We start from the raw sequence: 25,975 nt of genomic DNA, 5'->3' as shown, positions 1-25,975 counted from the left end.
CTGTTCCGGTCTATTTGGGCGGCATGCGGATCGCGCCGTCGAGACGCAGATTCTGCCCGTTGAAATAGCTGTTGCGCGCAAGTTCAAGGACAAGCGACCCGAATTCCTCGGGCTTGCCGAGGCGCTTCGGAAACGGCACCGACGCCGCCAGCCCCTCGAAGATCGCGGGCGCCTTGTCCTTCACCGCCAACATCGGCGGCGTCGCGAAAATACCCGGCATGATCGAATTGACGCGGATGCCGATGTCCATCAGATCGCGCGCCATCGGCAGGACAAGACCGTTCACTCCGGCCTTCAAAGAGCCGTAACCGACCTGCCCGATCTGCGCATCCTGCGCCGCGGCCGACGCGGTGAGCACGATCGAACCACGTTCGCCATCCTCGTTCAGCGGATCGGCATTGGCCATACCAAGCGCGGCGAGCGATGCGAGGCGATAACTGGCGATGAGGATGCCCTGCGCCGAGAAGGCATAATCATCGGTCGAATAACGGACATAACCACCGGTGGTCTTGTCGTAGCGGACCGTTTTCCCGCCCTTCGATATCTGCGCGCAATGGACGAGGACACGCTCCTGCCCGTGCGCCGCGCGCGACGCTTCATAGCCCGCGAGCACACTGTCCTCGCTGGTAATGTCGACCTTGCAGAAGACGCCGCCGATCGCATCGGCGACCGCCTTCCCGCCCTCTTCGTTGACGTCGAAGATCGCAACCTTCACCCCTGCACCGGCGAGCGCTTCGGCGCTGGCGCGGCCGAGGCCCGAGGCGCCGCCGGTCACCACCGCTGCGATATTGCTGTCGAGTTTCATGCCTTACTTCCTTTGATTGCTAATTATTGCAGAACTTCCAGATTGCCGCCATCCACGACGAGCACCTGCCCGGTGATGAAGCCGGCGCGGTCGGAGCAGAGGAAGGCCGCTGCGGCAGCCATATCCTCGGGCGTCCCCATACGCGGGATCGGATAGGCGCTCGTCCGTACAGCGATATGCTCGTCATAGGACTGGCCATGCTCGGCGGCGATCTTGGTGAACACCTCCTTGAACTGCGGCGTTGCGATTGCCCCGGTGCCGAGCGTGTTGACGGTGATCCCCATCGGGCCGAGCTCGGCCGAGAGCGTCTTCGACAGCGCGAGCGCGCCGACGCGATAGGTGTTCTGCGCTGCGCGCGCGAGCTTGCGGTGCGGCGCCTTTACCGAATTGGTGCCGATAGTGAGGATGCGGCCCCAGCCCTGCCTTTGCATATGCGGGATGACCGCCTGAACCGCCCAGCGAAAGGCCATAACATTGTTATTGTTCGCGGCGGCGAACGTGTCGTCGTCGACGTCGAGAAAGCTGCCCTTGGGGCCGGAGTCGACGTTGAAGATGAGAATATCGGGCGGGGCGAACGCGTCGGTCGCGGCCTGCACTGCCCGGGCGATCCCGTCCTTGCGGGTGCAGTCGGCGGAGATGCCGATGACCGCACCGCCCGCTGCCTGCACTTCGGCGACGGCAGCATCGATGGTCGCCTGCGTCCGCGCCGCGATAACGGTACTGCACCCTTCGCGCGCAAATTCACGCACGCAGCCGAGGCCGATGCCCTTCGAACCGCCGAAGACCAGCGCGACCTTGCCCTTGATCCCGAGGTCCATGTCAGGGCGCCTTTCCGCGCTGAAGCTTGAGCCGGTCCTGCAGGATGTCGTTGCGCCCCGGCGACGCTGCGACGGTCGAGCCGCCGTCCATCTTGATCGTCGTGCCGGTGATATAGTCCGAGCGCGCCGACGCGAGGAACAGCGCGGCATGCGCGATGTCGGCGGGCGTGCCCGCGCGGCCGACAGGAACGGTCGCACCATAAGCGGCGAGGCCTTCGTCGCCGAGCACCGCCTTGGCGCGATCGCTGGCGACGAGGCCGGGGTTGATCGCGTTGACGGTGATTCCCTCGCCGACGACATCGCCCGCGGCGGCGCGGATGAAAGCGTCGAGCGCGGCCTTCGCCATGCCATAGGCGGTCATGTTGGGGACGACGTTGAAGGTGCCGTTGATCGAACCGATCGCGATGAAACGGCCGCCATCGGTCGCTTTCGACAGATGTGGCCGCGCGGCGTCGAGCAGCCACCAGGCCGCCTTGGCGATGCTCGCGAAGCCCGCCTCGAGCCGGTCGTCGTCGACATGACCGAGCCCGCCGTGCGGGATGTCAGCGGCGGCGTGGACGACGATATCGACGCCACGGAAGGCCTGCACGGTTGCCTCGACGAGCGCGCGGCAGTCGGCGTGTTTCGCTATGTCGGCCGCGAAACATTCGGCGATGCCACCGGCCTTCTCGATCCCCGCCTTCACATCTTCCGCGTAGGAGATGGTGCGCGCGCCGAGCATCACTTCGGCGCCTGCGGCGGCGAAGGCCTCGGCGATGCCGCGCCCGACTCCTTTGCCGCCGCCGGTGACGATCACCGATTTTCCAGCGAAGCTTTCCATCAGCTCTCTCCTGCAAATAGCGCGCGCAGCCCCGGCGCCGAGGGCTTCATCGACGGGGTGCGCGGGAAGTCGGGAACGATGCGGATATGAACCGGGACCTGATAGGCGATCAGCCGGTCTTTGAGCCATACTTTGAGGTCGTCGGCCGCGGGCGTGGGGGCGCCGTCCTTGAGGATGATCGCGGCGGCGGGGACGGCGCCGAGGCGCTCGTCGGGCACGCCGACGACTGCGGACTCGCGGATCGCCGGATGGTCGTTCAGCGCGGTGACGACATCGTCGGGGTGAATCTTGAAGCCGCCGCGGATGATCGCATTATCGGCGCGGCCCCTGATGAAGAGGAAGCGGTCGGCGTCGAGGACGGCGCGGTCGGTAGTGCGCAGCCATTCAAGGTCGTTGCCGAGCTGCTGACCCTTGATCTCGAGCAGGCCCCCTGTGCCGTGCGGCAGGATCGCTCCGGTTTCGGCATCGACGATGCGCGCCTCGATATCGGCGTGGACGCGGCCGACCGCGCCGCGCTTTTCGGGCCAGAGCTTTCGGAAATCGTCGATCGTCCAGCCGGCGATCGCGCCGGCGAATTCGGTTGCGCCATAATTGCTGCAGATCGGAATGCCGTACTTCGCCATGAAGGCGTCGACGAGGTCGGGCGAGAGCGGCGCGGTGCCGGTGATCAGCGACTTGAGGCTGGATAAGTCTGCGGGATCGACGTCGGCATCGAGCAGCATGCGCACCGCCGACGGGACCGCCGAGGCAACTGCGGGGCGGTTGCGGCGCACCGCAGACACCCAGGCGTCGACGCTGAATTTTTCGAGCAGCGCGATCCGCCGCCCCGCCGCGAGCGCGCCGATGCAGCCGTAGATGCCGCCGATATGGGTGAGCGGGTTGACCACCATCGTGCAGCCCGAATTGAGCCGCGGCGGATCGTCGAAGCTGCGCCCGCGCTCATATTTGGTGAAGCCGCGAAAGCTGGCGTCGAAGGCGTCGCGGCTGAGCGGTACGCGCTTGGGCGTGCCGGTGGTGCCGCTGGTGAGCATCTCGATCGCGACGCCGGGCGAGGTCTGGATTTGCGTGCGGACCTCGCCCTGCACGACGCGCACGCCGTCCAGAAAAGGGTCGATTTCGATCACCGCCGAACCGGCACGGGCGAGCGCTTCGGCGAGGCCCGGGCGCGCGAGGTCCGTGGCGTCGGCGATGATCGCGGGCAGGCCGAGTTGTTCGACGTCGGCGAAGAGCTTCGCGTCGGGCAGGATCGGGTTGAGCGTCACGATGCAGCGGTCAGTCGAAAGCACCGCAACGATGGCGGCGACATGGCCGGGGCGGTTGCGCAGCATGACGCCGACACGCGCGTCCTCGGGCAGACCCATCGCATCGAGCGCCGCCTCGATCGCGCGGACGGTGTCGGCGATCTGGCGCCAGCTATAGTCGGTACCGCCGAAATCGATCTGCGTCCGGTCGGGATCGAGCGCCATGATCGCGCGCAATTTTTCGGTCATCAGCGCCATCAGAGCGCGAGGCCTCCGCTCGCCTCGATCACCTGCCCGGTGACCCAGCGCGCATCGTCGCCGAGCAGCATCATCACCGCGCCTGCGATATCCTCGGGCTCGCCGAGGCGGCCCATTGGGGTGTGTTTCGCGGTCGCTTCGTCCCAGCCCGGCTGTTCGCGAAGCGCGGCGATGAATTCGGTCGCGACCGCGCCGGGGGCGATGCAGTTGCAGGTGATCTGCCGCTTGGCGACCGCGAGCGCGGTCGAGAAGGTCAGGCTCTGGATCGCACGCTTGGTCATCGCATAGCTGGCAGCGAAGGGTTGGCCGACCTTGCCCGACATCGACCCGATGTTGACGATCCGCCCACCGTCGCGCAGCCGCGGCAGCGCGGCTTGCGTCACGAAATGCGGGCCCTTCACATTGACCGTGAAAAGTTCGTCGAACAGCGCCTCGCCCGCGCCCTTGAGCGTGCCGTCGCGTCCGCCGCGGCCAACCCCGGCGTTGTTGATCAATATGTCGAGATTGGGCGCGCCGCCGAAGGCCGCGTCGCAAGCAGCGAATAGCGCCTCGATCCCCACAAGCGACGAGACGTCGGCCTGCACCGCGAAGGCCCTGCCGCCCGCCGCTTCGATCTCGGCGACCAGCGCCTCGGCGGCGTCCTTGCTGCCCGCATAGTTCACCGCGGCATGCGCCCCCGCCTGCCCCAGCCGCCGCACGATCGCGGCGCCGATACCGCGCGAGCCGCCGGTGACGAGCGCGGTCTTGCCAACAAGGTCGCTCACAGGAACAGCCCTCCGCTCGCTTCGACGATCTGGCCGGTGACCCAATGCGCCTCGTCGCGGCAGAGCATCATCACCGCGCCCGCGATATCCTGTGGCACGCCGAGGCGCTTCATCGGGGTGAGCTTCGACGTCGCCTCGGCCCAGCCGGGCTTTTCGGAGAGCGTCTTGTTGAATTCGGTATCGACTGCGCCGGGGGCGACGAGGTTGCAGGTGATGCCGCGCGGGCCGACGACGACCGCGGTCGACATCGTCAGGCTCTGCAGTGCGCGCTTGGTCGCGGCATAGGCGGCGAAGGGCGGCAGCGCCGAGCGCCCGCCGAGCGAGCCGATGTTGAGAATGCGTCCACCATCGCGGAGACGATCGAGGCAGAGCTGGGTGATGAAATGCGGCGCCTTCTGATTCACCGCGATCATCCGGTCGAACAGCGCCTCGTCGCACTTCCGGAGGCTGCCCGCGTCGCCCTCGCCGCCGACCCCGGCGTTGTTGACGAGGATGTCGAGATTGGGGGTGCCGCCGAACGCCGCATCGCACGCGGCGAGCATGGACTCGATGCCCGCCATGGTGCCGACGTCGGCCTGCACCGCAAAGGCTTGGCCGCCATCGGCGACGATCTCGGCGACGAGCGCGTCGGCGGCATCCTTGCTGCCCGCATAATTGACCGCGACATGCGCGCCCGCCTGCCCGAGTCGGCGGGCGATCGCGGCGCCGATGCCACGCGACGCGCCGGTGACGAGCGCGGTCTTGCCGCTGAGCTCCGCCATTTTCTCTCTCCCCTAGCGTTTCGACATAATTGACTTAGTTATACAAGTCGTGCAAGCCCTGCCGAAAAGAAAATGGGAGCGGAGATGGCCGACCTGATCCTGAGCGAGCGCGAAGGCGCATTGCGCATCCTGACGCTGAACCGGCCCGACCGGCACAATGCGATGGACGATGCGATGTCGTCGCTGTTCCAGAAATTGCTCGGCGAAGCGCTGGAGGAAACCGAGACCAGCACGATCCTGATCCGCGCCAACGGCAAAAGCTTCTGTTCGGGGCGCGACACCAATGTGCTCGGCCACCGCGCGCGCGACGAAAGCGATTTCCACTTCATCCGCCGGCACCAGGAAGGGCGGCTGGAGATGCAGGAATCGACCAAGCCGATCATCGCGGCGCTGAAGGGCGGCGCGATCGGCGGCGGGTGCGAACTGGCGCTCGCGGCGGATATCCGCGTCAGCGACACCACACTGAAGCTGGCGCTGCCCGAGATATTATACGGCGTGCTGCCCGACACCGGCGGCACGCAGATGATGACCGCGCTGATCGGGCCGTCGCGCACCAAATATATGGTGATGTCGGGGCAGAAGATCGACGCCGCGACCGCGCTCGAATGGGGGGCGGTCGACTTCGTCGTCGCGCCCGAGGAGCTCGACGCGAGGGCGCTGGAGATCGCGCGCGATATCGCGGCGCGGCCGCCGATCAACCTCGCGCTGGCGAAGGAGATGATCAATCTGATGCACGGCCCGACGATCCGCACGGGCACGCGTGCCGAGCTCTACGCGCAGAGCTATCTGTTCAAGACCGCCGACTATCAGGAAGCCCGCGCCGCGATCCGCGAGAAGCGCGCGCCGAGCTACAAGGGGAAATAGGATGGCGCTCCCTCCCCCTCCCCCCGTCGGCGCCAAGGCGCTGCCCGATGGCACTTACGAAGGACAAGTCGTCGCGGTCACCGGCGGCGGCACCGGGCTTGGCAAGGGCATGGCGGTCGAGTTTGCGCGATTGGGCGCGAAGGTCGCGGTGCTGAGCCGCAAGCCCGACCATCTCGCGGCGGGCATCGCCGCGATCGAGGCGGTCGGCGCCGAAGCAATTGCGGTTGCCTGCGACGTGCGCGATCCCGATGCGATCGCGCGCGCCTTCGACGAGATCGAAGCGAAGCTCGGCCCGGTCGATGTGCTGATCAACAATGCCGCGGGCAATTTCCCGGCGCCCGCCGAAGAGATGACCCCGAACGGCTTTCGCACCGTCGTCGATATCGTGCTCAACGGCACCTATAATTGCAGCCGCGAATTTGCGGTGCGGCGGCTGGCGGCGGGGTTGCCGGGCGCGATCCTCAACATCGGCGCGACCTACAGCTGGACCGGCGGTCCCGGCACCTCGCATTCGGCGGCGGCGAAGGCGGGGGTGACCAACCTCACCCAGAGCCTCGCGGTCGAATGGGCGCCCGACGGCATCCGGGTCAATTGCATCGCGCCGGGGCGTTTCCCGCACGACGATCTGCCCGCGCACATGACGCGCCACCGCGAAGGCGAGCGCGGCGACAATACGATCCCCGGGATGCGCGTCGGCGAAGTACGCGAACTGGGCTGGGCGGCGACCTTCCTGTGCTCGCCCTATGCGACCTACATCAGCGGGCACACGCTCGTGGTCGACGCCGCCAACTGGCTGCGCCGCAGTCTCGTAATGCCCGAGTTCGTGCCGATCCGCGAGCAGTTCGGAAAGCGCGCGATGGAAAGCGGCAGCGCGCGCGATGCCATCGCGAAGACGCGCGGGGACGGCGCATGAGCGAGCCGCTGGTCCTGCGCGAGGATGTCGGCGGCGTCTGCACGCTGACGCTCAACCGGCCCGACAAGCGCAATGCGATAAACCGCGAACTGTTCCGCGAATTTCGCGCGCATATCCGCGATATCGAGGAGGGCGTCCGCGATGCCGGGCTGGTGGTGATCACCGGCGCGGGCGAGCATTTCTGCGCAGGCCACGACCTCAAATCGCCGCCGCACGCCGATGCGCTCGGCTGGTTGCGGCAGGAGATGCTGATCGTCGAACGGCTCACAAAGCTGCGTCAGCCGGTGATCGCGAAGGTTCGCGGCACTTGCTACACCGGCGGGCTCGAACTCGCGCTCGCCGCCGACTTCATCGTCTGCGGCACGAGCGCACGCTTCGCCGACACGCATGGCAAAAGGGGGCTGGTGCCCGGATGGGGGCTGTCGCAGCGGCTGCCGCGCCGCGTCGGACAGGCGAAGGCGCTGGAGATGATGCTGACGTGCCAGCCCTATGCGGGTGAGGATGCGATCGCGATGGGGCTGGCGAATTATTGCGTGCCCGACGAAAACCTCGACGCCAAGGTCGCCGAACTCGCCGCGCTGATCCTCGGCAACAGCCGCCACAGCAATGCCGAGAACAAGCGGCTGATCTACGACACCGACGGCATGGGGATCGCCGCTGGCCTGAACCACGAGCTGATGCGCAACGCCGGGTTCGATCCCGAGATGCGCAAGAAGGGCGAGCCGATCGCCACAGCGAAAAGGGCCGGCTGATGGACATCGGATCTTCGCCCGAGGAAATGCGCTTTCGCGAAGAGTGCCGTGAGTGGCTGCACGCCAATGTACCGGCCGAAAAGCGCCCGCTCGATGCGGCCGATGCGATCGACTTCGACAAGGCGTGGCAGCGGCGGCTGTTCGACGCCGGCTGGGCGGGGATCAACTGGCCGACCGACTATGGCGGGCGCGGGCTGTCGATCGTGCAGCAGGTCATCTGGCTCGAGGAATATGCCAAGGCGCATGCGCCATGGATCGGCGCGAATTTCGTCGGGATCAACCATGGTGGCCCGACCCTGATTCTCAATGCGAGCGAGGAACAGAAGGCGTATCATCTGCCGCGCATCCTGAAGGGCGAGGCGATCTGGTGTCAGGGCTTTTCGGAACCCGGCGCCGGATCGGATCTCGCGGGCATCAAGACGCGCGGGCGGATCGAGGGCGACGAACTGGTCGTCAACGGGTCGAAGATCTGGACGAGCTTCGCCCATGTCGCCGACTGGCAGGAACTGGTGCTGCGGACCGAGGAAGGGTCGCTGCGGCACAAGGGGTTGAGCTGGGTGATCTGCGACATTCATGCGCCGGGCATCACCGTGCGGCCGATCAGGAAGATGTCAGGGCTCACCGAATTCGCCGAGGTCTTCTACGACGATGTGCGCATTCCGCTGGCCAATGTCGTCGGCGGGCTCGGCAACGGGTGGAAGGTCGCGATGTCGACGCTGAGCTTCGAGCGCGGCACCGGCTTCATCGCCGACCAGGTCAAGCAGAGCCAGGAGATCGAGGAACTGATCGCGAAAGCCCGCGCAAACGGCATGATCAAGGACGACCGCATTGCCGACCAGCTCGCACAGATGCGCGCCGAGGTCGCGGCGGTGCGCGCGATGACCTATCGCAACATCTCGGAGGTCGTACGCACCGGCCAGCCGGGACCCGAGGCGTCGGTGATCCGGCTCTTCACCTCCGAACTCGGCCAGCGGCTCGAACGCATGGCGGTGCTGCTGATGGGCGAAGACATCATCGACTTCGCCTATGGCAGCGACGATGCGGTTGGCGATTACCTCCGCGGATTTGCCGCGACGATCGCGGGCGGCACGGCGCAGATCCAGCGTGACATCATCGGCGAGCGGCTGCTCGGCCTGCCCAAGTCGCGATGAACGCGCAGCGGGCATCGCGCCCCGGCGCAGGCCGGTGCCCAGAAACGAAGGACTCCGCATGGACCTGACGCCGAACGACGAACAGATCGCGCTGCAGACCGCAACCGCCGACTGGTGCAGCGATCATATGCCGCTCGTAGGCGCCCGCTCGCGGTCGGCGGGGCTATGGCAGCAACTCGACACCATGGGCTGGACCGGCATGACCGCTCCGGAAATGGGACTCGATCATGCGACCGAGACGCTGCTGTTCGCCGAACTGGGGCGGTTCCTTGCACCGGTCGCGCTGCTGTCGACCGCAGTCGCCGCACGCTGGACCGGTGCTGCCGGCAAGGCGGCACTCGCCTTACCCGCGCAAGAACATGTTCGGATACTGGATGGGGTGGAAGCCTCGCGCGCGCTCGGCGCATTCGGCGACGGCCTCGCCTGTTTCCCGCTCGCAGGCCAGCTATCGTCAACATCTTCGCTCGACCAGTCCACCCCGCTGGCGCGGATCGTCTGTCCTGCAGAGATCGAGCCCGTCGACGATCCGCGCGCGCTGCTCCACCTCCAACTCCTCACCGCCGCTTATGCCGTCGGCTGCGCCGATGCCGCGCGCGATATGGCGGCGGATTATGCGAAGCTCCGCCAGCAGTTCGATCGGCCGATCGGCTGGTTCCAGGCGCTCAAGCATCTCTGTTCGGACATGGCCGTGCGTGCAGCGGTCGCACGATCGCAGCTCTATTACGCCGCCTGTGCGCTCGACGCCGATGACATCGATGCTGCATTCCATATTGCCGCAGCAAAACGGCTCGCCGATCAGGCCGCCCTCGACAACGGCCGCGCGAATATCCAGGTCCACGGCGGGATCGGCATGACCGACGAGGCGCATCCGCATTTGTGCCTGAAGCGCGCGCATTTGCTGCAGTTCATTGTCCCCGCCGAAACGGCGGCGCTGCTCGCGGCCTGAGCGATGTCAGTCGTCGACGATGGCCTGGAATTCCCTTTCCAGCCAGCGGCGCAGCCCCGGTTCGACGCGCCCTGCGAACTCGGCGAGCGGAAGCTGGTCGCGATAGGCGAAGAAACCGAGCGAGACCATCATGAAGCGCGCCGCCTTCACGTCGGCATCCTTGCCGCCGAACCAGTGCTTGAGCGGTTCGAACACACGTTCGCGCAGCAGCCGCTGCGCCACCGCGCGCGCTTCGCTGTCCGACGCGGCGCTGAACATCATCGGCAGCGGACTGACGCGGTCGTCGTCGTCGGCAAAGCGCTCCATGATCGCCTTGCCAAAGCTGTCCTTGGGCAGGTCGGTCATCATCCGCGTGTTGAGCGCCGCGTCGAGCGCCGCCTCGAAAAGCTTGAGCTTGCCGCCGAAATAGCGGCTGACCAGCGACGGGTTGACGCCGGCAAGCGCGGTGATGTCGCGGACGCCGGCTTCGGCGAACCCCTTTTCGGCGAATATTTGCTGCGCAGCATCAAGGATTGCCTGCCGCGTCCGGTCGGCGTCGCGCGCGGGTGTATCGGTAATCGTCGCGGCCATGCTCACTCCCCGTTGACTCAATATGTAAACAGTCGTTTACATATACGCAAGAGGAGAGGATAGATGACCGAGTCGTCAGTGCAACCGGTGCGTACACCGGTGCATGAGTTCGATTATATCGCCGACCCCGGCGTGCTCGCCGATTGCCACGCGCGCTATTGGGAGCTCAAGGAAACCGCGCCGCCGGTGTTCTGGACCAATGCCCATGGCGGCCATTGGGTGTGCAACACGGGTTCGTCGGTGCAGCATGTCGTGCGACATCCCGAGATCTTCTCGAGCCGTTACCTGTCGATCCCGCCCAATCCCGACCAGCCGAAGATGATTCCGGAGATGCTCGATCCGCCCGAGCACCGGCCATACCGGCAGATGCTCCGCCCCTTCTTCGAATCGAAAGCCATCGAACCGCTCGAAGACCGGGTGACCGCCTGGACCGACCAGTTGCTCGACGGCGTGACCGGCAAGGGCGAATGCGAATTCGTCGAGGCGATCGGATCGCGCCTTCCCGTCGCGGTGTTCATGGAATTGTTCGGCTTTCCGATGGAGAAGTTCGACGAGTTCCGCCACCTCGTCACCGGCTTTTTTCATTCGCAGGCGAGCAACGAGGTCCGCAACAATCTGGCGCAGCAAATCGTCGGCCATCTCGCCGAACTGATCCAGCAGCGCATGGCCGAGCCGCGCGACGACATGATCTCGAAAATCATCGTCAGCGAAGTCGATGGGCGCAAACTCGGTTTCGAGGAGCTGATGTCGATCGGCTTCCTGATGTTCCTCGCCGGGCTCGACACGGTGACCAATGCGATGAGCTTCGGCATGCGCCATCTCGCGCACGACGATACCCTTCGCCAGCGCGCGATCGACGACCCGTCGGTGATCCCCAATCTCGTCGAGGAATTGCTGCGGCGCTACGCCTTCGTCGCGACCCCGCGCTATGTCGTCGAAGACACCGAACTCGAAGGCGTAAAGCTCTTCGCCGGCGACTGCATCCTCGCCCCGCTGCCGCTCGTCGGCTGGGACGAGGGGCTGACCGAGGACCCCAAAACAGTGTCGGTCGAGCGTCAATTCTATCGGCACGCCGCGTTCGGATCGGGCATCCACACCTGCCTTGGCCTGCATCTGGCGCGGATGGAGCTGATCGTCTTCTATCGCGCCTGGTTCGGCCGCATCGGCCATTTCCGGCAAGTCACCAAGGGCGACGAGACCTGCCGCGGCGGCAGCGTGATGGCGCTCGAACATCTGCATCTGGCGTGGGACGCCTGACAATTTTCATCGGGAGACAAGATTATGGCCAGCGCACCGGCAGTACATCTCCATCTGGGACATGAACAGCGCACGAGCGGCAGCGGCGGGACACACCCGCACCTGCATCCGGTTAAACAGGTCGTGCAGGCGGACATTCCGCTTGCCGGCGCAAAGGAAGTCGAGGAAGCGGTCGCGAGGGCGGCGGGGGTGCAGGAGGACTGGCGCCGGACCCCACCCGAAACGCGGCGCGACATTTTGAACCGGCTCGCCGACCTGCTCGAGGCGAACAAGCGCACCCTCGCCGAAATGGCGGCGCTCGATGGCGGCACGACGCTGATGGTCGGCGAGCGCGGCGTCGATACCGCGGTCGGCTGGACGCGCTATTATGCCGGCTGGTGCGACAAGATGTCGGGCGAGCTGATCTCGACCTTCGATACGCGCGGCGAACTCAGCTACACGGTACCCGAGCCGATCGGCATCGTCGGCATCATCATTACCTGGAACGGCCCGCTGATCTCGCTCGGCATGAAGGTCGCGGCGGCGCTCGCGGCGGGCAATTGCGTGATCTGCAAACCCGCCGAAATCACGCCGTTCGCGCCCGAGATGTTCGCCCAATTGTGCAAGCAGGCCGGGGTTCCCGACGGCGTGCTGTCGATCCTGCCCGGCACCGCCGAGGCGGGCGAGGCGATCGTCCGGCACAAGAAAATCCGCAAGATCAGCTTCACCGGCGGGCCGATAACCGCCCGCAAGATTCTCGCCGCCTGCGCCGAGGAGATCAAGCCGTCGGTGATGGAACTCGGCGGCAAGTCGGCGAGCCTCGTCTTTCCCGACTGTGATTTGCAGGCGGCGGCCGAACGCGCGGTGTTCTGGACCGTCGGCTGCCTGTCGGGACAGGGCTGCGCCCTCCCCACCCGCCAGCTTGTCCATGCCGACGTCTATGACGATTTCGTCGCGCGGCTCAAAGCCATCATCGGGCAGTTCAAGGTCGGCGATCCGATGGACCCGAGCGTCGCGGTCGGGCCGGTGATCAACAAGGCCGCGGTCGACCGTATTCTCGGCATGTTCGAGCGTGCGAAGGTCGACGGTGCAGCAAAGTTCGAGCTCGGCGGCGGACGCTGCGGCGGCGAACTGGCCGACGGCAATTTCATCGAGCCGACGCTGATCGTCGATGCCGACCCCGATCACGAGATCAGTCAGGTCGAGATTTTCGGCCCCGCGGTCGTCGTGATGAAATTCCACACCGAGGATGAGGCGGTCGCGATCGCCAACAACAGCGAATATGGCCTCGCCGCCTATATCCAGTCGAACGATCTGCAGCGCGTCCACCGCCTGTCCGAGCGGCTGAGCGCGGGCGGCGTCTATAACAATGGCGGTTTCCAGATCAATCCGCACACGCCCTTCGGCGGTATCGGCATCTCGGGCTTCGGCAAGGAGGGAGGCAAGGCCGGGATCGACGAATTCCTTCACTACAAGACCGTCACCATCGGCGTCGGCGCCCCGATCTTCCCGAAGCAGGAAGCGTGATCATGGCCGATTTCACCAACGACCGGTTCCGGCTCGACGGCAAGGTGGCGATCGTCACCGGCGCCGGCGGGCGCGGTAACAGCATCGGGCGCGCCTATGCTATGGGCCTCGCCAATGCGGGGGCGAGCGTCGTCGTCGCCGACCTGAACGCGGAAGGCGCCGAACGCGTCGCGGGCGAGATCAATGAAGCCGGTGGCAAGGCGATCGCAGTACAGGTCGATATCGCCGACGAAGCATCGGTCGCGGCGATGATGGAAGCCACCAGCGCGACCTTCGGCGGGCTCGATATTCTCGTCAACAACGCTGCGCTGATGGTCGAAGCTGTCGGCACCCCCGCGATCCAGACGAGCATCGCCGATTTCGACAAGCTAATGCGCGTCAACCTGACCGGCGCGCTGATCTGCTCGAAAGCAGCGGTACCGCTGTTCCAGGCGCGCGGCGGCGGCAAGATCGTCAACCAGCTCTCTGCGGGCGGTTTCCCCGCGCAAACGACCTACGGGATCAGCAAGGTCGCGCTGCTCGGGCTGACGACGACACTCGCGACCGAGCTCGGACGGATGAACGTCAACGTCAATGCCATCGCGCCGGGAATGACGATGTCCGACGCGGGCAAGGCATTGACCCCCGACGAAAGCCCGTTCGTGCAGGCAGCAATGGCGCGGGTCGTGAAGCAGCCGCGGGGCGAACCGCAGGACCTGGTCGGCGCGCTGCTGCTGCTCTGCTCGCCCGCCGGCGATTGGATCACTGGTCAGGCGCTCAACATCGACGGCGGCTTCATCATGCGCAACTGACATACCCGTCATTGCGAGGAGCGAAGCGACGCGGCAATCTCCAGCTATCGGCCTGTAAGACGGCAGGCTGGAGATTGCTTCGCTTCGCTCGCAATGACGGAGGTTATGTCCGACGCAGCTCGTGCTTCAGCACCTTGCCCGACGCATTGCGCGGCAGCTCGGGCAGGATGCTGAGCCGCTCGGGGGTCTTCTGTTTCGCGATGCCCGCAGCGAAGAAATATTCGCGCAGTTCGTCGAGCGATAGCGTGGCACCGGTCGCGAGCACGACGCAAGCGCGCACCACCTCCCCCATCCGCTCGTCGGGCGCCGCCACCGCGGCGGCATCGGCGATTTTCGGATGCGCGAGGAGCAGCGCCTCGACCTCTTTCGACGAGATATTCTCGCCGCCGCGGATGATGATATCCTTCTTGCGGTCGGTGATCAGCAGATAGCCGTTCTCGTCGACACGGCCGATATCGCCGGTGCGGTACCACCCGCCGGGCAGAAACGCGCCCTCGCCCAGCGACGGATCGAAATAGCCCATGAACAGCTCGGGGCCGCGCGTGCAGATCTCACCGTCCCGGCCCGGCGCGACGTCGTTACCGTCGTCGTCGACGAAGCGGAGTTCCGAGCCCGGAATCACCCGGCCTTCGGTGTGAAGCTGCTTGTCGAGCGGATCGTCGACGACCCCCGAGGTGACGGTGGGATGTTCGCTCGATCCGTAACAATGATAGACCGCGAGTCCCTGCTCCTGACAGCGCGCGATCAGCGACGGCGGCACCGGCGCCGCGCCGACGAGATATTGGCGGAGCGAGGTCAGGTCGTGGCCATGCGCATCGGCGGCGGCCATCATCCCCGACAGGTGGAAGGGCGTTCCCGAAGACGATGTAACCTTGTGCCGGTCGATCAGTTCGGCGGCGAGGCCCGCGTCCCACTGGTCCATCAGCACCAGCGGCGTTCCCTGACACAGGAAGCGGTACATCGACAACGCACCCGCAACATGGCCCGGCGGCCAGGGCGAGATGACGGCATCGTCGTCGGTCTCCCCGCGCATTTCGCGCATCGACGCCAGTTCGGCAAGGAAGGTGCGCGCCGAATGCATGACACCCTTAGGATCGGCGGTCGTCCCCGAGGTATAGACCAGCAGCGCAAGTTCGCCGTCGGCAACCCGCGCCGGTTCGGCGATCACACACGGCGCCTCGAGCGCCGCAAAATCGGGACCGGTGACGATATGGCGATCGAGCGCCGACAGCTCGCCGCAATCCGCAACGACCTGCCGATAATCGACATTGCGAAAGCGGTCGGGCGTGAACAGCCAGCGCGCGCCCGACTGCCGCAGGATGAAACCGAGTTCCTTCGCGCCATAGATGGTGACGACCGGCAGCATTACCGCCCCCGCCTGCGCCGCCGCGACCGCAACGACGAGCCATTCGCGCCAGTTCGGGACCATGCACGCGACGATATCGCCGGGCGCGATCCCTGCTGCGGTCATACGGGTTCCCATATGGCGCCCCGCCTGCACGACCTCGCCGAGCGTGGAAGCCGCGGGCCGGATATCGGACGCCACGGTCAACGGCGCGTCCGGCGTCCGCGCCGCCGCGGCGATCATCGCCTCGATAAAGTTCATCCGTGGAGCGAGTCGACGATCCGTTCGGCCTCGCCGCGCGCGCCCCAGGTCTCGTTCGCATTGCGCAGGTGCAGGCGCCAATGCGCGACCGCGCCCTCTACGTCGCCGTCCTCGATCATCGTCACCAGCTTCTCGAAGGATTTGTGACCGGCGCGAAGGCTCTTGTACTTGTCTTCGGTCGTCCGCGGATGGCGGCGCTGATAGTCGTTCTGGTGGTGGCGGCCGAGGTCGAGCAACATGCGATTCATAAAGCTCAGTGTCTTGTTGCCGGTCGCCTCGACGAGTGTCTGGTGGAAGATCGAGACATTATCGACGAACTCGGCATAGCTCTCGGTCTTGAGCATCTCTTCCAGGTCGGCGAGCACCTGCTTCAGCCGCGCGAAATCCGGCGTCTGTCCCTTGGCCGTCGCCAGCCAGCGCACGACGGTCGGCTCGATCGCAAGCCGCGCCGCGTAAAGGTCGGCGATCGTCGTGCCCTGCGCTTCGAGCACATAGCCCGCGTAACGCGACACCAGTTCGGTCGACGGGCGATGGACGCGGGCGCCGCTGCGCGATCCGCGCACGACGCTGATCAGATTTTCGGCCTCGAGAATGCGGAAGGCCTCGCGCAGCGTCGGCCGCGAAATGCCGAGCGTCGCCATCAGCGTGCCCTCGGGCGGGAGGGAATCCCCTTCGTTGAGTTCGCCGCGGACGATCTGGGCCCGAATCTGGTCGGCGACCAGTTCGGATGTCTTCGGTACCCGGATGCGTGCGTTGCCGTTTTCCATCTGCAAAATCCTGCCCCTGCCCCGGGTTGTTGAAATCGGGGTCTACCCTAGCGCGGTCTGTAGGGGTTTTGCCACACCCCCGCAATGTTGGCGCGATTTCTTTAAGTTAATGACCAAAGGACAGTCCTTCATTCAACGTCCATTTGCCGTTTCTGCCGCGCACCCAGCCCGACGACGCCCAAGTCCCCCCATCGACGGGAAGCAGCGTGCCGGTGATATAGGCCGCCATCGGACTAGCCAGAAACAGCGCCGCATCGCCGCATTCAAGATCGATTCCTTCGCGCCCGAGCGGGATCAGCCGGTTCATCGCATCGGCCTCGGCGTCGCTACGTATCTTCCACGTCGCAGGATCGACCGGTCCGGCGCGATTGCCCTGATTTCCGGGAGTGATCGTGTGATCGGGTGCGATGCAGTTGACGCGGATCGCGTGCGCCGACAGTTCGACCGCCATCGATTTGGTGAAGCTGAGCATCCCCGCCTTGCATGCGGCATAGACGGCAAAGTTTGGCGCCGCGCGGCTGGCCTCGATGCTCGCGACATTGACGATCGCGCCGCCGTGCCCGCCCGCGACCATGTGCTTCGCCGCCGCCTGCGTCGCGATCAGCATCGACATCAGGTTGATGTCGACATGTTTTCGCATGCTGCGCTCGCTCTGTTCGAGGAAGGGCCGCGCCGACACGCCGCCGGCGTTGTTGATCAGGATGTCGAGGCGGCCCCGCTCGCGCGCCGTCCGGTCGATCGCGGTCCGCAGCGCGTCGCTGTCCATCACGTCGCCGGGGATGGCGATGGCGTGCACCCCATGCTCCCGGACCCGCGCCGCGGCTTCCTCGGCGCGTTCCGGAAAGATATCGAAGATCGCGATATCGGCGCCGGCTTCGGCAAGCCGCAACGCGATGGCGCGCCCGATCCCGCCGCCGCCGCCGGTGACAAAGGCCGTCCGCCCATCGAGCCGCATCCGGTCAGTCATCGAGGCCGATCCCCATCACCGCGCCGGTGACATAGGCGGCATAATCGCTCACCAGATAGGTGACGAGATTGCCGAGCGTCGGACCGTCTTCGCGCGTCAAGATGCTGTTCACGCGAATCCCGTCGCGTGCCCATTCGACCCCGAGCGTCTTGGTGAGGTTGCCGAGCGCGCCCGCCGCTGCGGCCTGATCGGCACCCAGCGCTTGTTCGGGCGCGCCGACGAACAGTACGGCGCCGCCTTCACCGCGAACGCGACAGGCGGCGGCGAAATCCTTCGCGCCGAGAAAGCGGCGGTCGAGCCCCGCGTCGAGACTCGCGCGCCATTCTGCATGGCTGAGATCGTGCGCTGCTTTCGTCGCCGTGGGCGGCGCGATGTGAATCCAGATATCGCAATCGCCATCGGCAACCAGCGTCGCTCCGGCTCCTTCCAGCGCCTGCACAATCGCTGCATTGCGACCCTCGACACGCGCGCGTTTGCCCGCCAGCCAGCCGCTCATTGCCATCCCCACGGGCCATCGGCGCGTTCACGCGGCGGAACGAAGTCGGGCATGATCAGCGACCGGCGCAGGCTTTCGCCGCCGTCCTGCACGATCACCTGTCCCGTCATCCCGCCGAACAGCGGCGTGCAGGTCATGGCCGACAGCCAGCCGAACTCCCAGATGCTCCCGGTGCGACCCGCGGGGGTCATGTTCTGCAGCGGCTCGACGCCTTCCTCGCGGCGACCCGAAACCGACCCTTCGTGCGGAAAGAAACCGGCGGCAATGGCATTGACGCGAATGCCGTACGGTGCCCAGTCGGCGGCAAGCTTCCGTGTCATCGTTGCCTGCGCGGTCTTCGCGGCCGCGCTGTGCGCGTCGCCGGGAAAGCCGGTCCAGATATATTGCGCGCTGTTGTTGACGATAGCCCCGCCCTGCCCGGCTGCGATGCGGCGCCGTGCGAATTCGGTCGAGCACAGAAAGGTCCCGTCGATCGCGATGCGGGTGACCGCATTCCACGCGTTGGGCGAGATATCCTCGGCAAGGACGGGAAAGTTGGCGCCGGCATTGTTGGCCAGCAGCGAAACCGGTCCGAGCGCATCTTCGGCCTCGTCAAAGGCGGCCGCCACCGCGTCGGGCAAGCGGACGTCGCAGCTTATTGCATGGCTGCGGACGCCGAGCGCGTCGAGTTGCGCAGCGCCGTCCTGCGCGCGGTCGAGGCTGCGACCCATCACCGCGACGTTGGCTCCGCCTTGCGCGAACGCCTTGGCCATCGCCAGCCCCATGCCCGAACCGCCACCGGTGACGAGGACGGTCTGCCCCGCAAAAATGTCGCCCGGATAGGGCGGCATGTCGAACGGCGGCGGGGTCGCCACGATATGATGTGCTGGAACCGGCAAGTGTCTCTCCCTCCGCACAGGGTTGCGCGTTCGCCCGGCGCGTGTCAAGACATACATAACTAGGTTATATAGGAGAGAATGATGGAGATCGTCGCCGAAGGGCTCGCCTTTCCCGAGGGGCCGGTGGTGATGGCTGATGGGTCGGTGATGGTCGTTGAACTTGCCGCAGGGCGGATCACGCGCTGCTGGAATGGGCGGACCGAGACGGTCTGCGACATCGGCGGCGGCCCCAATGGCGCCGCGATCGGACCCGATGGCGCGCTCTATGTGTGCAACAACGGCGGGCTCGACCTCGTCAGATTCCAGAATGCGCGCGGATCGGGCCACGAGGGGCGCATCGAGCGCGTCGATCTGGCAACCGGCAAATTTGAACGCCTCTACGATAGATGCGGCGGTATCGCGCTCGAAGCCCCGAACGATATCGTCTTCGACGCCGACGGACGGATGTGGTTCACCGACCTCGGCAAGACGCACGATGGCATCCGCACCGCGAGCGGGCTGTTCAGCGCTTTGTCCGATGGCTCGGCGATCACCGCGATCAACCGCCATGCGGTGTCGTACAACGGCGTGGGCCTCTCGCCCGGCGGCGAGCATGTCTATGTCGCCGACACGCATCAGGCTCGTTTGTGGCGTTACGATCGCAAGGTCGAGGAACAGCGGCCCGAATGGGTCGCAACCGCGCCCGGACCGGTCGGCTTCGACAGCCTCGCGGTAACTGCTGCGGGTCATATCTGCGTCGCGACCCTCTATGAAGGCGGCATCACCACGATCGCCCCTGACGGCACCTTGCGGAAATATGAGATCCCGGGCGAACGCTATGTCACCAACCTCGCCTTTGGCGGCGAGGATATGAGCGATGCATGGATTACGCTTTCGACCAGCGGGCGGCTCGTCAGGCTGCGCTGGGACGAACCCGGACTGGAGCTTCATTACAATGGCTGACCTTGCCACCGACCGCGATGCGATCCGTGACCTGCTCGCGCGTTATACCTATAATGGCGACCGCGGGCGGCTCGACGCGATGACCGCCTGCTTCGCCGCGGACGGCGTGCTCGAATACCTCGGCAAGGCGCCGCAAGGCCCCGCCGAGATCGAGGCGTCGCTGTCTTCGGGAACGCGCGACCCGCGGCTGACCTTCATCCGGCATCATATCACCAACCCGCTGATCGCGGTCGATGGCGATGCCGCGACGGCGCGCAGCTATTTCACCGTGCACAGCAATTTCGGTCCCGATCACAGCGGCACCTACGACGACCGGCTGGCACGGACAGCGGAGGGCTGGCGCTTCGCGCATCGGCGGGTCCGGATCGATTGGCAGGCCGAAGGATCGTTATTCGCGAAGATGGCGAGCCGCTGAAGATTATTGACACTTAAGTGTCAATTTGACATCGAAGTTCCATGTCACAGCGCTTCACCGATTTCGAACGATTCGCCGACGAGGTGTCGCGGCTGCGCGGGCGGATGCGCGCGCTCTATGCCGACACGCGCGCCGCGAGCGGCCTGCCGGAGATGGAACTGACGGTGCTGACCGCGGTGGTGAATGCCGCTGCGCCCCCGACGGTCGCGCAGATCGGACGCAGTCTCGGGCACCCGCGACAGGTCGTGCAGCGTGCCGCGAATCGCCTGGCCGAACTCGGCCTCGTCGCGTTCGGCAACAACCCCGACCACAAGCGCGCCTCGCTGATCGTCGCGACCGATGCGGGGCACGCGTTGAAAGCCGCCGACCATGACCGCGCCAGTGCGGTAACCCGGGCGGTCGTCGGCCGTGTCGGCAGCGAAGCCTTCGCCGATGCCGCGGCGCGGATACACGCGATCCGCACCGACATCGAAGCCTATCTGAGGGAGCGCGATGGATGAGCGGCGAGGTGAAAGGGCTCGCCGATCCCGCACGGCTGACCGAATGGCTCGACGCCAATATCCCCGCGCTCGGTGACGGGCCGCTGAAGGTCGAAAAGATTCACGGCGGTACGTCGAACGTCATCTTGTCGCTCGATCGCGGTGCGCAGACGCTGATCCTGCGCCGTCCGCCCGCGGTGCCGCCGCCGGGGAGCGAGAAAAGCGTGCTGCGCGAAGCGCGTGTGCTGACCGCATTGAACGGCACCGATGTTCCCCACCCGATCTGCCACGGTAGCTGCGCCGACCCGCAAGTTATCGGCGCCCCCTTCTATGTCATGGACCTTGTCACCGGCTGGCCCGCCGATCTGACCAACGGCAAGATCCACGATCGCCCGCCCTTCGACAAACCGCCGTACGCGCGCGAAGTGCCCTTCGCGATGGTCGACGGGCTGATTGCGCTCGCCAATGTCGATTATAAAGCGGTGGGGCTGGAGGATTTCGGCCGCCCCGACAATTTCCTCGAACGGCAGGTCGATCGCTGGGAAGGCCAGATCAAAAGCTACAAACAGCTTTACGATTTCGAATGGCGCGAACTGCGCGGCTATGCGCTCGCCCGCGACTGGCTGCGCGCGAACCGACCCGGCGATTTCCGTCCGGGCATCATCCATGGCGATGTCGGGACGCCCAACGCGCTCTTCGCGTTCGATCCGCCGTGCCGGCTGACCGCACTGATCGACTGGGAACTGTCGACGATCGCCGATCCGCTGCTCGACCTCGCCTGGTTCTGCAACGGCATTCGCGACGACCGCTTCCCCGGCCATGTCCCCGAAAAGGCGCTCTACAACGTCATGGACTGGCCGACGCGGCAGGAGCTGATGGCGCATTATGCCGCGGGCACCGGCCGCAGCATGGCAAGCTTCGACTATTATCTGATCCTCGCGATGTTCAAGGGCGGGTGCATCCTCGAATATAAGGTCGCGCAGGCGGCTAAGGGTATCCTGAGCGCCGAGACCGGGCGCTTCTTCGACCGCCTGGTACGCGGCAATTTCGCCGAAGCCGAGAAATTGATCCGGTTGATCGGGTGATCGACACCCCTTCGTCACCCCGGCGAAGGCCGGGGTCTCGACGTTGCGGGACAAAGACAGGGAGAGATCCCGGCCTCCGCCGAGATGACGAGGAGCAGACATGATCGATTTCCGCATCGAACCCGAATTGCAGGCGAAGCTCGACTGGATGGCGAAATTCGTCCGCGAGGAATGCGAGCCGATGGACCTGCTCTTCCCCGGCCATGGCGCGCCTTACGATGTCGCGAACAAGGAATCGCGCGCCTACATGGCACCGCTGCAAGAGCGAGTGAAGGCGCAGGGACTGTGGGGCTGCCACCTCGACAAGGAACTCGGCGGGCCGGGCTACGGCCAGCTCACCCTCGCCCTGATGAACGAGATTTTGGGGCGCAGCTATTGGGCGCCGACCGTGTTCGGTACCGCCGCGCCCGACACCGGCAACAGCGAGATCCTCGCGATGTTCGGCACCGACGCGCAGAAGGAAAAATATCTCCAGCCACTGATGGACGGCACCATTGTCTCCTGCTTTTCGATGACCGAGCCGCAGGCGGGCGCCGACCCCAAGGAATTCACCTGCCGCGCATGGCAGGAAGGCGATGAATGGGTGATCGAGGGCGAGAAATGGTTCTCGTCGAACGCGCGCTTCGCCGCCTTCCTGATCGTGATGGTGGTGACCAATCCCGAGAACCCGCCGCATGGCCGAATGTCGATGCTAATCGTCCCCACCGACACCCCGGGGGTCGAGTTCATCCGTCACTCGCAGACGATGGGCGACAGCAAGGGCGAAGACGACGGCACGCACGCTTATATCCGCTACAACAAGGTGCGCGTGCCGCTCGATGCGATGCTGGGCGGGCCCGGCGAGGGGTTCAAGGTCGCGCAGGCGCGGCTCGGCGGCGGGCGCGTCCATCACGCGATGCGTACCGTCGGCAAATGCCAGCGCGCGATCGACATGATGCTCGAACGCGCCGTGTCGCGCCGGACGCAGGGCAAGCAACTCAGCGAGCATCAGTTCGTGCAGGGCGCGATCGCCGATTCGATCATCGAGCTCGAACAATTCCGCCTGCTCGTGCTCAAGACCGCGTGGATCATCGACAACGAACCGCATGGCGCGGCACGCACGCATATCGCGATGTGCAAGGTGCAGATGGCAAAGGTCTATCACGACATCGTCCAGCGGGCGATCCAGCTCCACGGCAGCCTCGGCATGACGCTCGAGCTGCCGCTCGCCGACATGTGGATGGGATTGCCCGCAATGGCACTGGCCGACGGCCCGACCGAAGTGCACAAGGTGCAGGTCGCCAAGGCGTATCTCAGGAACGCCACCCCCGCTTCGGGGCTGTTCCCGAGCGAGCATATCCCGACCCGGCTGGCGGCGATCCGGGCGCGGGGCTGAAAGGAGAGTTTCGCATGACCACCCGTCCGCTCGTCGACAAGCAGATCGCGCCGTTGCTCGACATGTTCCCGCCGGTCGATCTGGCGTCGGCGCCGATCGCCGAGCTGCGCGAGCAGGCGGGCCGCGCCTATGCTATCATGCCGCCGCCCGCGATCCTGCCCGAGGAGATCGTCATTCCGTCGGTACATGGCGGGCCCGATATCACCGTCTATCTCTACCGTCCGACCGAGACCAGGCCGGGCGGCGGCGCTATCCTGCATATCCACGGCGGCGGCATGGTCATGGGGTCGGCGAAGCAGATCCAGACCAGCCCCGCGATGCTGGCCGTCTCGGCGGGCGTGCCTGTCGCGTCGGTCGAGTACCGGCTGGCACCTGAACATCCCTTCCCCGCGCCGCAGGAGGATTGTCATTCGGCGCTGGTGTGGCTCGCGGGCCAAGCCGGTGCGCTCGGCTTCGATGCGGGCCGGATCGTCGTCGCGGGCGAAAGCGCGGGGGGCGGGCTCGCTGCAGCGCTCGCGATCATGGCGCGCGACCTCGGCGGTCCGGCGATCGCGGGGCAGCTCCTGACCTATCCGATGCTCGACCATCGCACCGGGAGCGACGCCTGCCCCTATGCCAATCCGACGACCGGCGAATTCATCTGGACGCGCGCGAGCAATCGCTTCGGCTGGCGCGCGCTGCAGGGAGACTATGCCGCCGCCGACGATCGCAAGGGCTGGTTTTCGCCGAGCCTGACCGACAACCTCGCGAACCTGCCGCCCGCCTATATCGTGACCGGCAGCCTCGACCTCTTCTTCGACGAAAATCTCGATTATGCGCGGCGGCTGACTGCGGCGGGCGTGCCCGTCGAGCTGCACAGCTATGCCGGCGCGATCCATGCCTTCAACGCCGTACCCGGCGCCGCCGTCGCGGATCGGTGCAACGCCGGCCTGATGGCTGCCGCCGCAGCGATGACGGCCCCTTCAGGAGAATGAGATGACCCCCGATCCGCTGTTCGATTTCACCGGCAAGGTCGCGCTCGTCACCGGCGGATCGCGCGGGCTCGGCTATCGCATGGTGAAAGCGCTCGCCGAACGCGGCGCCGATGTCGTCGTCGCCAGCCGCAAGATCGAGAATTGCGAGACGGTGGCGGAAGAATGCCGCGCATTGGGACGCAAGGCGCTGGCGCATGGCGTCCATTGCGGACGTTGGGACGAGATCGATGCGTTGATCGACGCGAGCTACGCCGCGTTCGGGCGCATCGACATATTGATCAACAACGCCGGCATGTCGCCCGCCTGCCCCAGCCACGAGATGCCCGAGACGCTGTTCGATTCGGTGCTCAACCTGAACTTCAAGGGGCCGTTCCGCCTCGCGAGCCAGGTTGCGCACCGGATGAGCGAAGGCGACGGCGGCTGTATCATCAATATCAGTTCGACCGGCGCGCTGACGGCGTTGCCGATGGTCATTCCCTATGGTTCGGCAAAGGCGGCGCTCAATGCGATGTCGGTGTCGCTGAGCCGCGAATATGCGCCGAAGGTGCGCGTCAACACGATCAGCCCCGGCCCGTTCCTGACCGACATCGCCGATGCCTGGGACGCGAAGAAGCGCGAGACGCAGCCCGTGGCGCTCGGCCGCCCGGGGCGGCCCGAGGAGATTGTGACCGCCGCGCTGATGCTCGCCAGCCCCGCGTCGTCCTATACGACCGGGGCGCTGGTGCGCGTCGACGGCGGTCAGCAATAGCGCGTCAGGTGCGAAAACCCGCCAGCCGCTGGTCGAGGATCGCTTCGGCTTCCGAAATGATCCGGTCGATCAGTTCCTGACAGGTCGGGATATCGTGGATCAGCCCCTGGATCATCCCCGCCCAGAAGACGCCCTTGTTCAAGTCGCCGGTCTGAAGCAATTCGCGGCCCGCGGTGCCCGCAACAAGTTCCTGCACGTCGCTGAACTTCGCGTCGGGCTCGGCGAGGCGACGGACGACTTCTTCGCTGACCGCGCTGCGGCCGACGCGCGCGGTGTTCTTGAAGTTGCGGAAGATCAGGAAGCTGCCGCGCTCGTCATTGTCGATATAGGCCTGCTTCACATTGTCATGGATGGGCGCTTCCTTCGTCGCGCAGAAACGTGTGCCCATGTTGATGCCCTCGGCGCCGAGGCTGAGCGCCGCAACCAGACCGCGCCCGTCGCCGAAGCCGCCCGACGCGAGCATCGGAATCTTGACCTTGTCGGCCGCCGCGGGGATCAGGATCAGCCCGGGGATATCGTCCTCGCCCGGATGCCCGGCGCATTCGAAACCGTCGATCGAAATGATGTCGCAGCCCGCTTTCTCGGCGGAGAGCGCGTGGCGCACCGCGGTACATTTGTGGAGAATGGTGACCCCGTGCGGCTTCACCCGCGCCCAGATTTCGCGCACCGCGGGGGTACCGGCGGTCTCCATGATCTTGACGCCGCTTTCAACAACGGCGTCGGCATAGGCATTGTAATCGGGCGAATTGATCGTCGGAAAAACGGTCAGGTTCACGCCGAACGGCTTGTCGGTCAGCGACCGGCATTTCTCGATTTCGTCGCGGAGCGCCTGCGGGCTGGGCTGGGTCAGCGCGGTGATGATGCCAAGGCCGCCGGCGTTCGACACCGCGCTCGCCATTTGCGCCGTACCCACACTTTGCATACCGCCCTGGACGATCGGATGTTCGATCCCAAGCATTTCGGTGATCCGCGTCTTGAAAGCCATCAGCCTAGCCCCTTCCGTTCTTATATAACCTAGTTATACTT

General features: G+C 65.8%; 28 protein-coding genes. 15 read left to right on the top strand and 13 right to left on the bottom strand.

Going from position 1 to position 25,975, the window contains the following annotated elements; translation table 11 throughout:
* Positions 1-10 precede the first annotated feature (10 nt).
* Genes AN936_RS08160 through AN936_RS08135 form a run of 6 tightly spaced genes read right to left on the bottom strand, consistent with a single transcriptional unit; the run spans position 11 to position 5,467 of the window.
* The gene (locus tag AN936_RS08160; protein WP_054587721.1) at positions 11-805 is read right to left on the bottom strand and encodes an SDR family oxidoreductase; all 795 of its coding nucleotides are present in this window, start codon (positions 803-805) and stop codon (positions 11-13) included.
* Positions 806-828: 23 nt separating this feature from the next.
* Positions 829-1,623 (bottom strand): SDR family oxidoreductase, encoded by a 795-nt coding sequence (locus AN936_RS08155; protein WP_054587720.1) that lies wholly within the window; start codon positions 1,621-1,623, stop codon positions 829-831.
* A gap of 1 nt (position 1,624) precedes the next feature.
* On the bottom strand, positions 1,625-2,443 hold the full coding sequence (locus tag AN936_RS08150; RefSeq protein ID WP_054587719.1) for an SDR family NAD(P)-dependent oxidoreductase: 819 nt from the start codon (positions 2,441-2,443) through the stop codon (positions 1,625-1,627).
* Entirely contained in the window at positions 2,443-3,942 is a 1,500-nt protein-coding gene (locus tag AN936_RS08145; RefSeq protein ID WP_201782974.1) for a class I adenylate-forming enzyme family protein, read from the bottom strand. The genes AN936_RS08150 and AN936_RS08145 overlap by 1 nt, the downstream gene beginning before the upstream one ends.
* Complete coding sequence (locus AN936_RS08140) at positions 3,942-4,706, bottom strand: SDR family NAD(P)-dependent oxidoreductase (protein WP_054587718.1); 765 nt, start codon at positions 4,704-4,706, stop codon at positions 3,942-3,944. The genes AN936_RS08145 and AN936_RS08140 overlap by 1 nt, the downstream gene beginning before the upstream one ends.
* Positions 4,703-5,467 carry an SDR family NAD(P)-dependent oxidoreductase gene (locus AN936_RS08135; RefSeq protein ID WP_054587717.1) on the bottom strand — a complete coding sequence of 255 codons (765 nt, stop codon included), beginning with the start codon at positions 5,465-5,467 and terminating at the stop codon, positions 4,703-4,705. The genes AN936_RS08140 and AN936_RS08135 overlap by 4 nt, the downstream gene beginning before the upstream one ends.
* Before the next feature lie 84 nt (positions 5,468-5,551).
* Between AN936_RS08135 and AN936_RS08130 the strand changes: the two genes are divergently transcribed.
* Genes AN936_RS08130 through AN936_RS08110 form a run of 5 tightly spaced genes read left to right on the top strand, consistent with a single transcriptional unit; the run spans position 5,552 to position 10,093 of the window.
* The gene (locus AN936_RS08130; protein ID WP_054587716.1) at positions 5,552-6,331 is read left to right on the top strand and encodes an enoyl-CoA hydratase/isomerase family protein; all 780 of its coding nucleotides are present in this window, start codon (positions 5,552-5,554) and stop codon (positions 6,329-6,331) included.
* A 1-nt stretch (position 6,332) separates the two neighbouring features.
* Positions 6,333-7,244 carry an SDR family oxidoreductase gene (locus tag AN936_RS08125; RefSeq protein ID WP_054587715.1) on the top strand — a complete coding sequence of 304 codons (912 nt, stop codon included), beginning with the start codon at positions 6,333-6,335 and terminating at the stop codon, positions 7,242-7,244.
* Positions 7,241-7,996 (top strand): enoyl-CoA hydratase/isomerase family protein, encoded by a 756-nt coding sequence (locus AN936_RS08120; protein WP_054587714.1) that lies wholly within the window; start codon positions 7,241-7,243, stop codon positions 7,994-7,996. The genes AN936_RS08125 and AN936_RS08120 overlap by 4 nt, the downstream gene beginning before the upstream one ends.
* Complete coding sequence (locus tag AN936_RS08115; RefSeq protein WP_054587713.1) at positions 7,996-9,147, top strand: acyl-CoA dehydrogenase family protein; 1,152 nt, start codon at positions 7,996-7,998, stop codon at positions 9,145-9,147. The genes AN936_RS08120 and AN936_RS08115 overlap by 1 nt, the downstream gene beginning before the upstream one ends.
* A gap of 58 nt (positions 9,148-9,205) precedes the next feature.
* Positions 9,206-10,093, top strand: a complete 888-nt coding sequence (locus AN936_RS08110; protein ID WP_054587712.1) for an acyl-CoA dehydrogenase family protein — start codon at positions 9,206-9,208, stop codon at positions 10,091-10,093.
* A 6-nt stretch (positions 10,094-10,099) separates the two neighbouring features.
* Here the strand turns inward: AN936_RS08110 and AN936_RS08105 are convergent, their stop codons facing one another.
* Positions 10,100-10,663, bottom strand: a complete 564-nt coding sequence (locus AN936_RS08105) for a TetR/AcrR family transcriptional regulator (protein ID WP_054587711.1) — start codon at positions 10,661-10,663, stop codon at positions 10,100-10,102.
* Between the two features lie 63 nt (positions 10,664-10,726).
* Between AN936_RS08105 and AN936_RS08100 the strand changes: the two genes are divergently transcribed.
* From AN936_RS08100 to AN936_RS08090, 3 genes are read left to right on the top strand one after another with little or no spacing between them, the layout of a single operon-like run.
* Positions 10,727-11,920: a cytochrome P450 gene (locus tag AN936_RS08100; protein WP_054587710.1), complete on the top strand. Its 1,194-nt coding sequence runs from the start codon at positions 10,727-10,729 to the stop codon at positions 11,918-11,920.
* 24 nt (positions 11,921-11,944) lie between these two features.
* Positions 11,945-13,426, top strand: a complete 1,482-nt coding sequence (locus AN936_RS08095; protein ID WP_054587709.1) for an aldehyde dehydrogenase family protein — start codon at positions 11,945-11,947, stop codon at positions 13,424-13,426.
* Between the two features lie 2 nt (positions 13,427-13,428).
* Positions 13,429-14,217, top strand: a complete 789-nt coding sequence (locus AN936_RS08090) for an SDR family oxidoreductase (RefSeq protein ID WP_054587708.1) — start codon at positions 13,429-13,431, stop codon at positions 14,215-14,217.
* A 103-nt stretch (positions 14,218-14,320) separates the two neighbouring features.
* On the opposite strand, the gene AN936_RS08085 is transcribed toward AN936_RS08090, so the two are convergent.
* The 5 genes from AN936_RS08085 to AN936_RS08065 form a co-directional block, all read right to left on the bottom strand.
* Positions 14,321-15,823 carry an AMP-binding protein gene (locus tag AN936_RS08085; RefSeq protein ID WP_054587707.1) on the bottom strand — a complete coding sequence of 501 codons (1,503 nt, stop codon included), beginning with the start codon at positions 15,821-15,823 and terminating at the stop codon, positions 14,321-14,323.
* Complete coding sequence (locus AN936_RS08080) at positions 15,820-16,590, bottom strand: FadR/GntR family transcriptional regulator (protein ID WP_054587706.1); 771 nt, start codon at positions 16,588-16,590, stop codon at positions 15,820-15,822. Before AN936_RS08080 ends, AN936_RS08085 begins: the two co-directional genes overlap by 4 nt.
* A 106-nt stretch (positions 16,591-16,696) precedes the next feature.
* Positions 16,697-17,557 (bottom strand): SDR family NAD(P)-dependent oxidoreductase, encoded by an 861-nt coding sequence (locus tag AN936_RS08075; RefSeq protein ID WP_054587705.1) that lies wholly within the window; start codon positions 17,555-17,557, stop codon positions 16,697-16,699.
* Positions 17,550-18,053 carry an SDR family oxidoreductase gene (locus tag AN936_RS08070; RefSeq protein ID WP_054587704.1) on the bottom strand — a complete coding sequence of 168 codons (504 nt, stop codon included), beginning with the start codon at positions 18,051-18,053 and terminating at the stop codon, positions 17,550-17,552. Before AN936_RS08070 ends, AN936_RS08075 begins: the two co-directional genes overlap by 8 nt.
* Positions 18,050-18,931 (bottom strand): SDR family oxidoreductase, encoded by an 882-nt coding sequence (locus AN936_RS08065; RefSeq protein WP_084758237.1) that lies wholly within the window; start codon positions 18,929-18,931, stop codon positions 18,050-18,052. Before AN936_RS08065 ends, AN936_RS08070 begins: the two co-directional genes overlap by 4 nt.
* A gap of 81 nt (positions 18,932-19,012) precedes the next feature.
* Between AN936_RS08065 and AN936_RS08060 the strand changes: the two genes are divergently transcribed.
* From AN936_RS08060 to AN936_RS08030, 7 genes are all read left to right on the top strand, one after another.
* Entirely contained in the window at positions 19,013-19,873 is an 861-nt protein-coding gene (locus AN936_RS08060) for an SMP-30/gluconolactonase/LRE family protein (protein WP_054587703.1), read from the top strand.
* A complete protein-coding gene (locus AN936_RS08055; protein WP_054587702.1) occupies positions 19,866-20,288 on the top strand; it encodes a nuclear transport factor 2 family protein in 423 nt (140 codons plus the stop codon). The genes AN936_RS08060 and AN936_RS08055 overlap by 8 nt, the downstream gene beginning before the upstream one ends.
* A 41-nt stretch (positions 20,289-20,329) precedes the next feature.
* Positions 20,330-20,788, top strand: a complete 459-nt coding sequence (locus AN936_RS08050) for a MarR family winged helix-turn-helix transcriptional regulator (RefSeq protein WP_054587701.1) — start codon at positions 20,330-20,332, stop codon at positions 20,786-20,788.
* Positions 20,785-21,852 (top strand): phosphotransferase family protein, encoded by a 1,068-nt coding sequence (locus tag AN936_RS08045; protein ID WP_054587700.1) that lies wholly within the window; start codon positions 20,785-20,787, stop codon positions 21,850-21,852. Before AN936_RS08050 ends, AN936_RS08045 begins: the two co-directional genes overlap by 4 nt.
* 100 nt (positions 21,853-21,952) lie before the next feature.
* Positions 21,953-23,227 (top strand): acyl-CoA dehydrogenase family protein, encoded by a 1,275-nt coding sequence (locus AN936_RS08040; protein WP_054587699.1) that lies wholly within the window; start codon positions 21,953-21,955, stop codon positions 23,225-23,227.
* 14 nt (positions 23,228-23,241) lie between these two features.
* On the top strand, positions 23,242-24,201 hold the full coding sequence (locus AN936_RS08035) for an alpha/beta hydrolase (RefSeq protein WP_054587698.1): 960 nt from the start codon (positions 23,242-23,244) through the stop codon (positions 24,199-24,201).
* Position 24,202: 1 nt separating this feature from the next.
* Entirely contained in the window at positions 24,203-24,949 is a 747-nt protein-coding gene (locus tag AN936_RS08030; protein ID WP_054587697.1) for an SDR family NAD(P)-dependent oxidoreductase, read from the top strand.
* 4 nt (positions 24,950-24,953) lie between these two features.
* On the opposite strand, the gene AN936_RS08025 is transcribed toward AN936_RS08030, so the two are convergent.
* Positions 24,954-25,934: an NAD(P)H-dependent flavin oxidoreductase gene (locus AN936_RS08025; RefSeq protein ID WP_054587696.1), complete on the bottom strand. Its 981-nt coding sequence runs from the start codon at positions 25,932-25,934 to the stop codon at positions 24,954-24,956.
* Positions 25,935-25,975 lie beyond the last annotated feature (41 nt).

This window comes from Sphingopyxis macrogoltabida (genome assembly GCF_001307295.1).
Classification (GTDB): domain Bacteria; phylum Pseudomonadota; class Alphaproteobacteria; order Sphingomonadales; family Sphingomonadaceae; genus Sphingopyxis; species Sphingopyxis macrogoltabida_B.
This window is presented reverse-complemented; position numbering and strand designations above follow the sequence as displayed.